The sequence below is a fragment of the Amycolatopsis benzoatilytica AK 16/65 genome (assembly GCF_000383915.1).
GTDB classification, from domain to species: Bacteria; Actinomycetota; Actinomycetes; order Mycobacteriales; family Pseudonocardiaceae; genus Amycolatopsis; species Amycolatopsis benzoatilytica.
Genome location: NZ_KB912942.1, coordinates 1,801,969 through 1,815,165, shown reverse-complemented (window position 1 = coordinate 1,815,165; position 13,197 = coordinate 1,801,969). Strand labels below are relative to the sequence as shown.

General features: G+C 71.3%; 13 protein-coding genes and 1 pseudogene. 7 read left to right on the top strand and 7 right to left on the bottom strand.

What is annotated here, in order from left to right:
• Positions 1 to 31: 31 nt before the first annotated feature.
• The 3 genes from AMYBE_RS0108595 to AMYBE_RS44685 all read left to right on the top strand — a co-directional run bounded on the left by AMYBE_RS0108595 (position 32) and on the right by AMYBE_RS44685 (position 2,111).
• Positions 32 to 802, top strand: coding sequence for a GAF and ANTAR domain-containing protein (locus AMYBE_RS0108595; RefSeq protein ID WP_051124654.1), 771 nt, complete (start codon positions 32 to 34; stop codon positions 800 to 802).
• A 195-nt stretch (positions 803 to 997) separates the two neighbouring features.
• The gene (locus tag AMYBE_RS0108590) at positions 998 to 1,756 is read left to right on the top strand and encodes a type 1 glutamine amidotransferase (protein WP_020658956.1); all 759 of its coding nucleotides are present in this window, start codon (positions 998 to 1,000) and stop codon (positions 1,754 to 1,756) included.
• A gap of 112 nt (positions 1,757 to 1,868) precedes the next feature.
• The gene (locus AMYBE_RS44685; RefSeq protein WP_154676147.1) at positions 1,869 to 2,111 is read left to right on the top strand and encodes a hypothetical protein; all 243 of its coding nucleotides are present in this window, start codon (positions 1,869 to 1,871) and stop codon (positions 2,109 to 2,111) included.
• Here AMYBE_RS44685 and AMYBE_RS41135 read toward each other — a convergent pair.
• The 3 genes and pseudogenes from AMYBE_RS41135 to AMYBE_RS0108575 form a co-directional block, all read right to left on the bottom strand.
• Positions 2,062 to 3,542, bottom strand: a pseudogene (locus AMYBE_RS41135) (SDR family oxidoreductase). The gene AMYBE_RS44685 and the pseudogene AMYBE_RS41135 overlap by 50 nt on opposite strands.
• A 40-nt stretch (positions 3,543 to 3,582) precedes the next feature.
• Complete coding sequence (locus AMYBE_RS0108580) at positions 3,583 to 4,578, bottom strand: SDR family NAD(P)-dependent oxidoreductase (RefSeq protein WP_020658954.1); 996 nt, start codon at positions 4,576 to 4,578, stop codon at positions 3,583 to 3,585.
• Complete coding sequence (locus tag AMYBE_RS0108575) at positions 4,565 to 5,827, bottom strand: FAD-dependent oxidoreductase (protein ID WP_020658953.1); 1,263 nt, start codon at positions 5,825 to 5,827, stop codon at positions 4,565 to 4,567. Before AMYBE_RS0108575 ends, AMYBE_RS0108580 begins: the two co-directional genes overlap by 14 nt.
• Positions 5,828 to 5,963: 136 nt before the next feature.
• Between AMYBE_RS0108575 and AMYBE_RS0108570 the strand changes: the two genes are divergently transcribed.
• Positions 5,964 to 6,431 (top strand): MarR family winged helix-turn-helix transcriptional regulator, encoded by a 468-nt coding sequence (locus AMYBE_RS0108570; protein WP_020658952.1) that lies wholly within the window; start codon positions 5,964 to 5,966, stop codon positions 6,429 to 6,431.
• A 46-nt stretch (positions 6,432 to 6,477) separates the two neighbouring features.
• Here AMYBE_RS0108570 and AMYBE_RS0108565 read toward each other — a convergent pair whose 3' ends face one another.
• On the bottom strand, positions 6,478 to 6,924 hold the full coding sequence (locus tag AMYBE_RS0108565) for an ATP-binding protein (RefSeq protein ID WP_020658951.1): 447 nt from the start codon (positions 6,922 to 6,924) through the stop codon (positions 6,478 to 6,480).
• A 375-nt stretch (positions 6,925 to 7,299) separates the two neighbouring features.
• Between AMYBE_RS0108565 and AMYBE_RS41130 the strand changes: the two genes are divergently transcribed.
• Together AMYBE_RS41130 and AMYBE_RS0108555 are read left to right on the top strand one after the other, a co-directional pair.
• Positions 7,300 to 7,476: a CsbD family protein gene (locus tag AMYBE_RS41130; protein WP_020658950.1), complete on the top strand. Its 177-nt coding sequence runs from the start codon at positions 7,300 to 7,302 to the stop codon at positions 7,474 to 7,476.
• A 108-nt stretch (positions 7,477 to 7,584) separates the two neighbouring features.
• Entirely contained in the window at positions 7,585 to 8,430 is an 846-nt protein-coding gene (locus tag AMYBE_RS0108555) for a GAF and ANTAR domain-containing protein (protein ID WP_020658949.1), read from the top strand.
• Positions 8,431 to 8,671: 241 nt separating this feature from the next.
• On the opposite strand, the gene AMYBE_RS0108550 is transcribed toward AMYBE_RS0108555, so the two are convergent.
• Entirely contained in the window at positions 8,672 to 9,178 is a 507-nt protein-coding gene (locus tag AMYBE_RS0108550) for a MarR family winged helix-turn-helix transcriptional regulator (protein WP_020658948.1), read from the bottom strand.
• Between the two features lie 60 nt (positions 9,179 to 9,238).
• Complete coding sequence (locus tag AMYBE_RS0108545; RefSeq protein ID WP_020658947.1) at positions 9,239 to 10,522, bottom strand: MFS transporter; 1,284 nt, start codon at positions 10,520 to 10,522, stop codon at positions 9,239 to 9,241.
• Between the two features lie 210 nt (positions 10,523 to 10,732).
• Between AMYBE_RS0108545 and AMYBE_RS0108540 the strand changes: the two genes are divergently transcribed.
• Positions 10,733 to 11,227 (top strand): MarR family winged helix-turn-helix transcriptional regulator, encoded by a 495-nt coding sequence (locus AMYBE_RS0108540; protein WP_020658946.1) that lies wholly within the window; start codon positions 10,733 to 10,735, stop codon positions 11,225 to 11,227.
• Positions 11,228 to 11,260: 33 nt separating this feature from the next.
• Here AMYBE_RS0108540 and AMYBE_RS0108535 read toward each other — a convergent pair whose 3' ends face one another.
• Positions 11,261 to 13,030, bottom strand: coding sequence for a chloride channel protein (locus tag AMYBE_RS0108535; protein WP_245573163.1), 1,770 nt, complete (start codon positions 13,028 to 13,030; stop codon positions 11,261 to 11,263).
• Positions 13,031 to 13,197 lie beyond the last annotated feature (167 nt).

Sequence of the window (13,197 nt, the reverse complement as noted above, 5' to 3'; positions counted from 1 at the left end):
GGACCGCACACTGAGGCGAGGGGCAGGAATCATGAGGAGTAACCGACGGCCGACTCTCGAAACACCGCCACGCGAGCCGCCTCCGCTGTTGCGCGTACTGATCGACATGGCCGACACGCTGGCCGACGACTACGACGCGGCGGCCAGGCTCGACTACCTGGCCGCGGCGTGCGCGACGTTGTTCAGCACCTCGGCGGCCGCCCTGATGCTGGCCGGCCGCAACGGGCTGCTCACCGCGGCTGCCGCCTCCGACGCCGGTGCCCGGCGACTCGACCTTCTGCAGCAGCACAGCGAGCACGGACCGTCGGTCGAGGCCCACCACTTGGGTGCGCCGATCCGCGTGGACGACCTGAGGCACACTGCGGCGAAGTGGCCGCTGTTCACCGCGGAAGCACTCGCCGAAGGATTCCAGTCGGTGTACGCGTTCCCGCTTCGGCTGAGAGAACACGCCGTCGGCGTGCTCACCCTGTTCGGCCGCGATACCACCACTTTGCCGCCGGAGGAACTGTACGAGGCCCGCGCCTTGACCGATATCGCCGCCATCGGAATCGTGCACGAACGCGAGATCCGCGAATGCCGGCGGCTGACCGCCCAGCTGCAGACCGCGCTCAGCACCCGAGTCGTCATCGAGCAGGCCAAGGGCCTGCTCTCGCAAGCCAGCCAGCTTTCCGTCGACGAGGCGTTCGAACTGCTGCGCGGCTACTGCCGCCGCGAACAGCAGAAAATCAGCACCATCGCGACCATGCTGGTGCGCAACGCGCTGTCGCCGGAAGAAATTCTCGGCTACAGCGCGCAGCCGTGATCGCGAGCCGCGTCCTTCCGTACCCGACGACGCAGCGCGCTGGCACAGGCTCGGCGCGACCGGGAAATGCGAGCGGCGGGGCATCGGCTGAGCTAGCCTGTCCTTTACCGCGCGTTTCCTCAGCGGCTACCGTGAACGACGCAACGTGACGGGAGCAAGCACGCCGCAGTCTGCTTCTCCGAGGTGCTGGCCGGAATGAGCGAATCGACTGTCCGCATCGGACTCGTTCTGCCGGACATCCTCGGCACCTATGGCGACGGCGGGAACGCGGTCGTACTCGCCCAGCGACTCCGCTGGCGCGGGATCCCCGCCGAGGTCACCTCGATCGACCACCGGACGCCCGTGCCGGCCTCCTTGGACGTCTACCTGCTCGGCGGCGGCGAAGACGACCCGCAGGAACTCGCGGCGAAGCACCTCCTGGCCGACGGCGGTCTGCACCGGGCGGCGGCCCGCGGCGCGACCGTGCTCGGAGTCTGCGCCGGCCTGCAACTGCTCGGCACGGACTTCACCGCTGTCGGGGGATGCCGGCACCCTGGGCTCGAGCTGCTGGACCTGACCTCGGCGCCGGCCGAACGGCGCGCGGTCGGCGAGATCGTCGTCGAACCGCCCGCGTGCGCCCGGCTCGAAACTCTCACCGGGTTCGAGAACCACCGCGGCAGCACCCGTCTCGGCCCGGGCTGCCGGCCGCTCGGGACGGTCACCGCGGGAGTCGGCAACGGCGACGGCACCGACGGGGCCGTCGCCGGCCGAATCGCCGCGACCTACTTGCACGGCCCAGTGCTGGCGCGCAACCCGGCGTTCGCGGACCTGCTGCTCGGCTGGGCACTCGGCACTCCGCTGGAACCACTGGACCTGCCAGAGGTCACGACCCTCCGGACGGAGCGCCTGCGAGCCGCGCGGGCCGCCACCTCCCGGTTCGCGGGCTGGCCATGGCGCCGGTCCGGCCGCCGCTGAGGTTCCCGACGCGCGACGTGTCCTTCTCCCCTGCGGGCCGGAGCGCGCCCGGTCGCGCCTCGTAACGAGCAGCCCAGGACGCCGACTCAAGCGGGGAAAGGCAGGGTGGCCAATGGACACCGACACCACGCTCGACGCTCTGTTCGCCAGGTGGATACGCGACGTCGAAAGCATTCCGGTGCCGCAACTCGTCTCCGTCGACATCGCCCTCGCCGCGATCGCCGTCCAGCGCGTCGTGGCCGATCCCGTCCGGAGAGCTGCTCCTGATTCGCACCGCCGCCGGCCACTCGACGAGCGGCCGGCGCTCACGGCTGGGCAGCGCCGGATTTCGACTGCTGTTCGGCGGCGCCGGTGATGTTGCGGGCCATCCCGCCGAACACGACGTCGTGGAACGGCGCGATGGCCTTCCAGTAGAGGTGCCCGGCGAATCCGTGCGGTTCGAACAGGGCGATCTGACGGTAGCGGGCACCGCCGGTCCCGTCCGGTTCGGCGATGAGGTCGAGCCAGGCCCGGCCGGGAAGCTTCATTTCCGCGCGCAGGCGCAGCCGCCGGGGGCGGTCCAGCGTCTCCACGCGCCACCAGTCGAGCGCTTCGCCCGCGTGCAGCCGGCGCGGGTCGCGGCGGCCGCGGCGCAGGCCCACTCCGCCGACGAGCCGGTCCGCCCAGCCGCGCACCGTCCAGGCCAGCGGGAACGAATACCAGCCGTGTTCGCCGCCGATGGCTTCGATGACCTGCCAGAGCGTTTCCGGGTCCGCGGCGGTGGGGTGCTCGCGCACGTCGCGATAGAGAGTGCCGCCCGACCATTCGGGGTCGGTGGGCAGCGGATCCGAGGGCGCGGCCGGCCAGGCGGCGTCCGACCAGCGGGTCGGCACGTCCGCGTCGCGGACGCGGGCGAGCGCGAGTTCGAGAGCGCGCTCGTAGTGCAGCGGTCCGTCCGGCGGCGGCGGAATCCAGGCGTCGATGCGGTCGTCGCGGCGGATCACCTCGTGCACCAGCGACTCGATGAGCGGGACCGCGATGCTGCGCGGGACCGGGGTGACGAAGTTGACCCATTGGGCCGACAGCCAGGGCGTCAGCACCGGCACCGGCAGCACGAACCGCCGGGGCAGCTGGGCCACGACGGCGTAGCGGCGCATCATCTCCAGGTAGGTCAGCACGTCGGGACCGGCGATGTCGAACGCGCCGTGCACCTCCTCCGGGAGCGTGGCGGCGCGGGTCAGGTAGTGCACGACGTCGCGGACGGCGATGGGCTGGATCCGGTTGCGCACCCAGCGCGGGGTGATCATCACCGGCAGCCGTTCGGTGAGGTAGCGCAGCATTTCGAAGCTCGCGGAGCCGGACCCGATGATCACCGCGGCTTGCAGGACGCAGGTCGGCACGCCGGAGCCGAGCAGGATCCGGCCGACTTCGGCACGGGAGGCCAGGTGGTCCGACAGCGGCTCGTCGCCGGCCGGGGTGATCCCGCCGAGGTACACCAGCCGGGACAGCCCGGCCTCGCGAGCGGCGTCCGCCACGGTGTGCGCGGCGGCCCGGTCGACCGCTACGAAATCCGGCCGGTGCAGGGCGTGCACGAGGTAGTAGGCGACTTCCTGCCCGTCCAGCGCCGCGGCGACCTCGGCCGGGTCGGTGACGTCGCCGCGCACCACCTCGACCGGACCGCGCCACGGCACGTCGGCGAGTTTGGCCGGGCTGCGCGCGACGACCCGGACCTGGTGCCCTGCCTCCAACAGGCCGGGACGAGCCTGCCGCCGATGTACCCGGTGGCGCCGAACACCACGCACCGCATGGATTCTCCTTGCTGCCGAGGGAAAAGAGGAGCCGGATGCTCAGGATCGCGGACCGTCGCCGGACAGGCCCGCCGCGGCAGCGCAGCGGTCCCAGGCTCGCCGGAGGCGGTCCGGATCGTCGTGCTGCCAGGGCAGGTAGTAGACCGGCCGCGGACGGCGGTCGTGCCAGAACCGGCCGGGCTCTGGGGCGGGTGCCGTCGCGGCGAGCCAGACCGCGGTGTCCGCGCCTTCGGCCGGAGTGCGCAGCAGCGCTCCGAGCAGCCGATGGAAGCCAGGCAGGGACTCGGCCACGCCGGGGGTGTCGGCCCAGCCTGGATGCACGGTGTGCACGCCGATCCCGTCCGCGGCGAAGCGGCGCGCGAGCACTCCGGCGAACGCGACCTGCAGACGCTTGGTGCGGGAATACGCGACTGCCCCGCGGTAGCGGCCGTCGCGGTACTCGAGGTCTTCGGGGAGCGGCTGGGTGTACATCCCGCCGGACGACATCCAGATCACCCGCGCGTCCCGGCTCGCGGCCAGCGCCGGGCGAAGCCGTTCGGTGAGCCGCAGCGGGCCGAGGACGTGCGTGGCCAAGGTCAGTTCGTGGCCCTGCGCGGTCTCCGCGCGCTCAGCGGGCAGCACCCCCGCGTTGTGCACCAGCACGTCGAGCACCGGAAAGCGGGCCGCCATGCGCGCCGCGCACCGGTCCACGTCGAGCAGGTCCGCCACGTCGCACCATTCGATGTCCACTGTGGACTCTGGCACGGCGCGCCGGATGGCTTCGCGGGTACGGAGTCCCCGCTCTTCGTTGCGCACCAGCAAAACGACCCGGGCGCCCAACGAAGCCAGCCGCTCGGCGGTGGCCTGCCCCAGCCCGGAACTGGCCCCGGTGACGACGGCTGTCCGCCCGGCCAGCGAACCGGGTGCCGGGTCGTCGGCGGGCCAAGTACGGCTGCGCAGCCGGTAGCCGAGCCTGCTGTAGCCGATCAGCACGCTGCGGTCGGCGAGGACGTCCAGCAGCTCGTCCGTGGCAGCCCGCAGATCAGTAGCCGGCACTGTCGTGACCTCCTGTCTCCGCGCGGTGCAAGATCTCCGGGGCGAGTGCCGGAGGGACCGGTCCGTATGCGTTCGCTTTGGCGGCTCGGCGACGGATACCCGGCAGCATCGTGACGATCTTGAGCAACCCGGCCGGAACGATCGGCCGTCCGGTCTCGCGGGCGGCCGCGGCACGCTTTTCGGTGCGCACTTGCGCGGCCTGAACCTGGCGGACCGCCGGTTCGCGCTCGGCTTGGACCGCGGCCAGTACGTGATCGGGCAGCGGGCCGCCGGCGCGCGCTGCCGGGGCGAGATGCCGCGCGGCGGCCACCGCGTCCTGGACCGCCATCAGGATGCCGTTGCCGCCGACCGGGGAGATGACGTGGGCCGCGTCGCCGATCAGCAGCAGCCCGGGTTTCCACCACTGCGGGACCCGGGAGATGTCCACCGACAGCAACGTGGTCTGCGCGAAGTCGGTCAGCAGCGGCACCCGGTCGGCCAGCCACGGCACCAATTCCGCCACCGTCGCGCGGATAGGCGCCACCCCGGCTTCCCGGGCGGCCGGGTATCCGCCTTTCGGCAGGCTGTAGCCGATCTGCCAGCCCGCGATGCCGGTCAGCAGCCCGACATAGTGGTCGCGGCCGAAGAACAGATCGACATCCGCGTCCGGCGGATCGGACGGGTTGCGCGGGAGACGGAACCACAGCAGGTCGGTGCTCGCGCCCAGGGATTCCGCGGTCAGCCCGGCGGCCCGGCGCACCCGGGAGAACCGCCCGTCTGCGCCGATCACGACGTCGGCGGGCAGATCGCGGCTTCCGGACTCGTCCCGGTAGCGAACCCCGCGGACCCGGCCGCCGGAATCGTGCAGCAAGCCGGTGACTTTGCAGCCGGTGCGCACCTGCGCGGCGGGCAGCCGCCGCACCTGGGCGGCGAGGAAATCGAGGAACCGGGCCTGCGGCATCAGCGCCACGAACGGGAACCGGCCGGGCAGTTTCCCGTAGTCGGCGGTGGTGATCGGCCCGGACGGCGTGTGGAACCGGAAATAGCGGGCCCGCTCGTGCGGAAGCCGCAGCAGCTCGTCGGCCAGGCCGAGCTGGTCGAGCAGCTCGAGGGTGTACGGGTGCAGCGAATCGCCCCGGAAATCGCGGTCGAAGTCCCGGTGCGATTCCAGCACGGTGACCGCCGCGCCGGCCCGCGCCAGCAGGTAGGCCAGCAGCATGCCGCCCGGACCGCCGCCGACGATCACGCACCGCGAGGGACCGCCGCTCATGCCAGGCCGATCCGCAGACGGCCGCACTGGCGCGCGTCGAGCCAAGCGGCCAGCGACCCCGAGACTATTTCGCTAGAAATTCTAGTCACTTGGCCCACTCTACACACCGGTAGGTTTTCTAGCTACCATCCGACAGGTGGCAGACGAACGGACCGGGCGCGCGATCGGCCTCGAACTGCGCCGGGTGCTGCAGGCGGGCCGGGAGATGCAGGCACAACTGGCGCACGGCCTCGGCCTGCGGGTGACCGACGTGCAGGCACTGGACCACCTGTCCTCGGTCAGCGCCCCGATCGGCACGGTGGAACTCGGCGACCGGCTGGGCATCCGCTCGGCGTCCGCGGCGGTCCTGGTGGACCGGCTGGTCGCGGCCGGGCACCTGGTCCGCGAACCCGACCCGGAGGACCGGCGGCGGGTCATCCTGACGCCGACCGCGCACGGCCGCGCCGAGGTCCGCGCTCAGCTGGCCCCGATGCTCGACGCGCTCACCGACGTCATCCGCCGGCTCGAGGACGACGAGGCCGCGACCGTGCTGCGGTTTCTCGCCGAAGCGGCGGAAACCATGCACAGCTACCACCGCGAGCCCGCACCGCGAACCGGACCTTGAGCACTGCCGCATTCAAGCCGGACATCGCTTCGGGCCCGCCGGCGCCTCAGCGCAGAGCCACCTCAGCCCACACCGTTTTCCCTCCGGCCCGGGGCCGCTGCCCCCATCGTTCCGCGATCGCGTCGATCAGGACCAACCCGCCGCCTCCTGCCCAGTACCTGTCCCGGTGCCGCGCGAAGTTCGTACTCGAGTCGGACACCTCGAGCAGAATCCGATCTCCGCGCAGCAACAGCATCAGCGCGAAAGGCGGGCAGGCGTGACGGATCGCGTTACTGGCCATTTCGTGCAGCACCAAGCGCACATCCGCCACCGTATCGGCCCGAACGCCCCGCAGATGGCGTCGGACGAACGCCGCCGCCTCGTCCCGAATTTGCCGCAAAGCCGCGAGATCCTGATTCAGCGCTAGATCCAGACGCGCCACCGGGCCCGCCGAGCCAGCCCGCGAAGCCGCCCTCGCGGGCGAGCTGGCGCGCTGCAACTCCTCCACACTCATGTCCGACCTCCTCCTCGGCCCGCGTCGCGCCCACCGCTTCGAGCGAACTCGCCGCCGGCGCTGGTCTCGGTGTGCTCAGACGCGGAGTAAGTACCCACGTGTACGCCGGTCCACACACACCGCCGCAACGCCGCACAAAAACGGAATTCCTCGCGGCCGCACGCCGCCACCGGTTTAGGCGGCGCTGTTTGGGCCCTCCCGGAGACGGGTATCCAGCACGTGACCGGCCCCGGCGCGAATCGGGCCGGAGACGCAGCGGTTAGCGCGCGAAGAAAAGAAAACGGCGCTCAATCCCTCGAAGAAACCCCGTATCGAGCGGAACTATGCGCGGTTTGTCAGTGCGCGCCGAAATCTGAGAAGAGAGAGGGCGACGAGATGAACGACACCCCGGCGCACAAGGCTGAGGAAATGAAGGGCAAGGCCAAGGAAGCGGTCGGCAACGCCACCGGCAACGAGCAGTGGCAGGGCGAGGGGAAGGCCGAGCAGGCCAAGGGCGCCCTCAAGCAGGCGGGTGACAAGATCAAGGACGCCGTGAAGGGCACGAAGGACTGATCCGCGGACATGTCGGTGGCCAGGACCTCGGTCCTGGCCACCGACATGTCCGGACCACGAGCCTTGACCTCGCTGGCCGGTAGAGTCTGGCGATGCCGGCCAACTGGCATGGCATCGAAGGAGGCGGCCGCGGTGACTGACGCCACAACGCAGCCCGAAGAAGACTGGGAAGCCGACCGGCTCGCCTTCTGCGCGGAACCGGCCAGCGACGACTGGGCCCGCAGCGAGGTGATCCTGGCCGGGCCGCTGGCGAAGCGCTTCGGCGCACTCAGCGCGGTGCTGCTGGACGCGGACTCCCTGTACGAGGCGATGGAGCGAGTAGTGTCCGCGGCGCTGCGAATCGTGCCGGAAGCGGATCTGGCCAGCATCACCCTGCGCTCGGCCGACGGCGGATTCCACACTCCGGTCGCCACCGACGAGGCCGCCGAGGAACTGGACCGGATCCAGTACCAGACCGGCGAGGGACCGTGCGTGGAGGCCGCCCGGCACGAACGGCCGGGCCACGCCCTGGCCAACGACCTCGCGAAGTCGGAAGCGTTCCCCGAATTCGGACTGCGCGCCGGACGGCTCGGGTTCGGCTCCCTCTTGGCCGCCACGCTGCTGCCGGACCGCAAATCCGACCTGCAGCCCGGCGCGATCAACCTCTACAGCCGCCGGACCGACGCCTTCGACGGTCGCGCCGTCGACGCCGCGCTCGTCCTGGCTTCCCACGCTTCGCTCGCCCTGGCCGGTTCCGCCGGACACACCGCGGCGGCGCTCAAAGCGGTCCACTTGCAGCGCGCCATCGACAGCCGGGATCTCATCGGCCAGGCCAAGGGCATCCTGATGCACCGCCGCGGGATCTCGGCCGACGCGGCGTTCGACATCCTGCGCCGCACGTCGCAGGATCTCAACGTAAAACTCGTGGAACTCGCCCAGACGCTGACCGAACGGCACCACGAACTCGACCTCTGAGCGCGCCCGCGCGCGGCCTTGGCCCCGGCTGGGCTCTTCCCCGGCACGCCGTCGCCCGCGCGACGGATAGTTTCCGGGCGAATGGGTAGCCGACGGTCAGGGTGGGGTTTTCGGCGCGCAGGAGACCCGGGCCCAGGCTCCGTCAGTCGAGACCTGCGGCTGGCGGAGCCGTTGGACCAGCATCAAGACGGTGGCCGGATCCTTGGAGGCCGGGCCGCGCCGCCGGCTGGCGACCAGACTGTCACGCAGTCGGACCAGCTTTCCGGACGGCGCGTTCCAGCAAGGCGAGCGCCCGTTCCACATCCTCGCGGTCGGCTGGATCCAGGCCGGCGAGGAGCGCTTCTTCCCGGTCGAGGTGCCCTTCCAGGACGCGGTCGATGAGCTTGCGGCCGGCCGGGGTCAGCTCGGCGTAGCTGACCCTGCGGTCGGCCGGGTGTTCGCGGCGGCGGATCAGCCCGTCGCGCGCGAGCGCGTCCAGCCGCCCGGTCAAGGCGCCGGAGGTGACCAGCGCCGAAGCGGCCAGTTCCGAAGGAGTCTTCCGGTAGGGCGGTCCGGCCCGGCGCAGGTTGCACAGAATGTCGAACGACGCTGGAGTCAGGCCGTGGGGGACCAGGAATCCACGGAGGCCGTCGGCCGCGAGATCGGCGATCCGCCGGACCCGGCCGAAGATCGCGATCGGAGAGGCGTCCAGATCCGGGCGCTGGCGCGCCCAGTCCGCGACGACCTGATCGACCGGGTCCATCGTCATCGGCTCCTTGTCCGGCAGGGTTCGGACGGAGCCTATCCGGTGTTCGCCGGCGCGTCCGTCCTAATGGGACTGTTCCGGCACGGCCGGCCGATCCGCCGCGGCGGGTTCTCCCCTGGCCGGGCCGCGACCGCGCAGCAGCACCACGGCTCCCAGCAGGGTGAGCAGCTGAGTCGCGGCGAGCAGGGCATACCCGGCGGCGAAGCCGTGATCGCCGCCCGCGGCGATAGCGATTCCCATCAAGGTGGGAAGCAGCGCGGACACGAGATTCCCGACTCCGTTGATCACGCCGTAGGCGCTGCCCACGGTGCCGGCCGGCGCGTAGTGCTGCACCAGGGTCGGGATCGCTGGTCCTTGCAGGCCCCAGAACGCGTTGGCCAGGATCAGGGTCGCCGCGGCCAGCCAGCGCGAATCGGCGAGCGTCACGGTCGTCGCGCACAGCGCCGTGCCGATGCTGCCGACCACCAGCACGAGCGGCGCCCGGCGGGCCGGCATCCGGTCGATCAGGTACCCGCCGAGGAAACCGGACCCGAGGCTGACCACGAACGGCAGCGCCGACAGCGCGCTCATCTGCGCCAGCGAGAAGTGCCGGGCCTGCAGCAAATACGACGGCAGCCAGGAAGTGCTGCCCCAGAGGTACCCGAGCGTGGCCACCTCGATCAGCAGGATCCAGCCGAGTTTGGGGGTGCGCAGCGCGGCGGTGAACCGCCGCAACGCCGGCTGCCGGACGGCGGCGCGGCGGCGCGAGGCCCGGACGAACACTGCGACCAGCGGCAGTCCGACCACGAGGTTGAGCGCTGCGAGCAGAAGGAAGGAGCCGTGCCAGCCGAAGCGCACGAGAGCGAAGGTGATCACCGGAATGCCCAGCGCCGTACCGAGGGACACGCCCATCGAACTCACCGCGTTGGGCTTTCCCCATTCGCCTTCGGCGAAATTATCCTTGACGTACATGGTTTTCAGCGAGAACAGCGGGCCTTCGCTGGCACCGAGCAGGAACCGCAGCGTCAGCAGCAGCACCGCACCGCCGGCGTACGGGGACGCGAAAGTGCACAGCGCCCAGCACAGCAGGCTGACGAGCAAACCGCGCCGCACCCCGAAAACCGCTTCGTACCAAGGCGTAATCAGCATGGCCGCGACCCCGTAGCCGGCCAGGAAGAGCGTCATCAGCGCGCCCTGCGCCGCGCGGTTGCCCGCGATCCCGAAGTGCCGCGTGAAAACGGGATCGGTGATCAGCACGGACACGTTGACCCGGTCGAGGTAGGAAATCGCCACGACCGCCAGCAGAGCCACCACGCCCAGCCACGCGGCGAGCGGCGAGCGGTGCCGGTCTTCGCTCAGCACGGTCACACCAGTTCCTTCCGGTCCGGACCACCCGCGAGGCGGGCTGGACCGCGCGGGCCCGCCGCGACGCCAGACCGGACGCCTCGGCGGGCGGGGTCGCCGGGAAGTATCTTTCTCCTAAGATGCTTGTGTCAAGCTATCTCGGCATCGCGCCGGCCGGTCCCCCAGCGCCGAGGTTCGCTGCGCCGCACCGCGGCGGTGCGGCAGACTGGAGGCATGTCCCGTCCTTCGACCACTGCGGCGAACACCGACGTCGACGCGGTCACCGAGGCAGTGCTCACCGCGTCCCGGCTCCTGGTGGCCGTGTCGGCGCGGTCGATCGCCGCGGCCGGTGACCTCGTCACCGTTCCCCAGTTCCGGCTTCTGGTCATCCTCGACTCGCGCGGCCCGATGAAACACGCCCTGCTCGCCGACCTGCTCGGCGTCACCCCGTCGACCGCCAGCCGGATGGTGGACCGGCTGGTCGGCATCGATCTGGTCGCCCGCCAGCACAGCCCGTCCTCGCGCCGGGAGATCGTCGTCGAACTGACCGACGAAGGCGCCCGCGTCGTCCGGCGGGTGACCAACCGCCGCCGCCGGGAGATCGCCGACATCGTCGCGAAAATGCCCGCGCAGGCCCGCAGCGGCCTGGTCGACGTGCTCACCGCCTTCGCCAACGCGGGCGGAGAGCCGTCCGCGTCGCTCTCCTCCGGCGACATGGTCTGGGACTGACGGTCTCGGCCGGCGGTCGGCCGCCGCCCGGGCTCAGCGGACTCCCGCGGCCGGTTTGAGCGCGGTCAGCACCGCTTGGTGGGTGACCCAGCCGGTCAGCTCGTCCTTGCCGGACAGCACCGGCAACCCTGTGCCCGGAGCATGGGTCAACGCCTCCAACGCGTCGGCGAGCGTGGCGTCGTTGGTGACCAGCGGGGGCAGTTCCGCGAGGTCGCCGACCGGGCCCTCGTGGTCGTCGGCCATCGCCTCGGCGACCGCCCGCGCGGTGACACAGCCCTGATACCGGCCCCGCTCGTCGACCACCGGCAGGATGCCGTGCCCGGAGACAGCCAGCGCGGTGGCCGCCGACGCCAGCCCCAGCCCGGCCGCCAACGGCTCCGGCAGCGGCTCCACGACCGCCGAGACCGCCGTGTCGGCCAACCGCCGCGCGGACGGATGCTTGTCCAGGTCGATGCCGCGGCGGCGGAGTTTGAGCGTGTAGATCGTGTCCCGCGACAGCACCCGGCTGGTCGCGGTCGCGATCACGATCGCCGTCAGCATCGGCAGGATCACCGTGTACTGCCCGGTCAGCTCGAACAGCACGATCACCGCCGTGATCGGGGCCCGCGCCGCCCCCGCGAACGCCGCACCCATCCCGATCAGCCCGTACACCCCCGGCGACGCCGTCAGCGACGGCAACCACGCGTGCACCACGATCCCGAACGCGGTACCCGCCATCGCGCCGATGAACAACGACGGCGCGAACACCCCGCCGGAACCGCCGATCCCGATCGTCAGGCTGGTCGCCACGATCTTCCCGGCCATCAGCACCAGCAGGAAACCCAGCACGTACTTGCCCTCGACGGCGTTCTGCAGCACCGGATAGCCCACCCCGTACATCTGCGGCAGGGCCAGCAGCAGCCCGCCCAGGAACACCCCGCCGACCGCCGGGCGCAGCCACTCCGGACCCCGCCACAGCCGGTCGCACAGATCCTCGATCCAGTACAGCACCCGGGTGAACAGCACCCCGCACGCGCCGACCAGCAGGCCCAGCACCACGAACAGCAAGTACTCCACCGGATTCCGCAGCGTGAACGGCGGCAACGCCAGGAACGCCGAGTTGCCGAACACCGCCCGCCCGACGACGCTCGCCGTCACGCTCGCCAGCACCACCGCACCGAACGACTCGGCTGCGAAATCCCGCAGGATCAGCTCCATCGCGAAGAACGGCCCGGCCAGCGGCGCATTGAACGTCGCCGCGATCCCGCCCGCCGCACCGCACGCCACCAGCACCCGCAACCGCGACTCCGGCAACCGCGCCAGCCGCCCCAGCGACGAACCCAGCGCCGACCCGATCTGCACGATCGGCCCTTCCCGCCCCACCGACCCGCCGGACCCGATCGTCAACGCCGACGCCAGCGCCTTCACCACGCTCACCTGCACCGGAATCCGCCCGCCCCGCTCCGCGACCGCGTACATCACCTCCGGCACCCCGTGCCCGCGCGCCTCCGGCGCGAACCGGTACACCAACGGCCCGTACACCAGCCCCGCCAGCACCGGAGCCAGCAACAGGAACCACGGGCCCAGCGCAGGCAGCCACGGATGCGCCACCCGGCCCGCCGCCGAATAGTCCGCCTGCCCGGAGAACAAGTGCGTGAACGTGGTGATCAGCCACCGGAACACCACCGCACCCAGCCCCGCCCCGGCACCGATCAGCACCGCGAGACCCACCAGCCCGGCCCGGCTCTCCCGCACCCACCGGCCCAGCGGCTGCCGCACCGGCACCACCAGACCGCGTTTTCCTATCCGGTTACTCGTCGCCACTGTTGTAGTATGCAACAGTTGGTGAGGGACATACTTGCGGGGTTTCTCACACCGAGCGAGCGGTGCGGGCGGCGGCCACGGCATCGAGCAGGCTCGGCACCGGCAATGCGCTGGGCATAGCTGGTCCTGCGCACCGTAACGCTTGGACCGCTCCGGCAGCGCCGCGA

Bases quoted from the DNA above. Each gene is read 5' to 3' on its own strand.
- AMYBE_RS0108595 (WP_051124654.1), top strand. From the start codon at position 32: ATGAGGAGTAACCGACGGCCGACTCTCGAAACACCGCCACGCGAGCCG.
- AMYBE_RS0108575 (WP_020658953.1), bottom strand. From the start codon at position 5,827: ATGAGCGGCGGTCCCTCGCGGTGCGTGATCGTCGGCGGCGGTCCGGGC.
- AMYBE_RS0108540 (WP_020658946.1), top strand. From the start codon at position 10,733: ATGTCCCGTCCTTCGACCACTGCGGCGAACACCGACGTCGACGCGGTC.
- AMYBE_RS0108590 (WP_020658956.1), top strand. From the start codon at position 998: ATGAGCGAATCGACTGTCCGCATCGGACTCGTTCTGCCGGACATCCTC.
- AMYBE_RS41130 (WP_020658950.1), top strand. From the start codon at position 7,300: ATGAACGACACCCCGGCGCACAAGGCTGAGGAAATGAAGGGCAAGGCC.
- AMYBE_RS44685 (WP_154676147.1), top strand. From the start codon at position 1,869: ATGGACACCGACACCACGCTCGACGCTCTGTTCGCCAGGTGGATACGC.
- AMYBE_RS0108565 (WP_020658951.1), bottom strand. From the start codon at position 6,924: ATGAGTGTGGAGGAGTTGCAGCGCGCCAGCTCGCCCGCGAGGGCGGCT.
- AMYBE_RS0108555 (WP_020658949.1), top strand. From the start codon at position 7,585: ATGGCATCGAAGGAGGCGGCCGCGGTGACTGACGCCACAACGCAGCCC.
- AMYBE_RS0108550 (WP_020658948.1), bottom strand. From the start codon at position 9,178: ATGACGATGGACCCGGTCGATCAGGTCGTCGCGGACTGGGCGCGCCAG.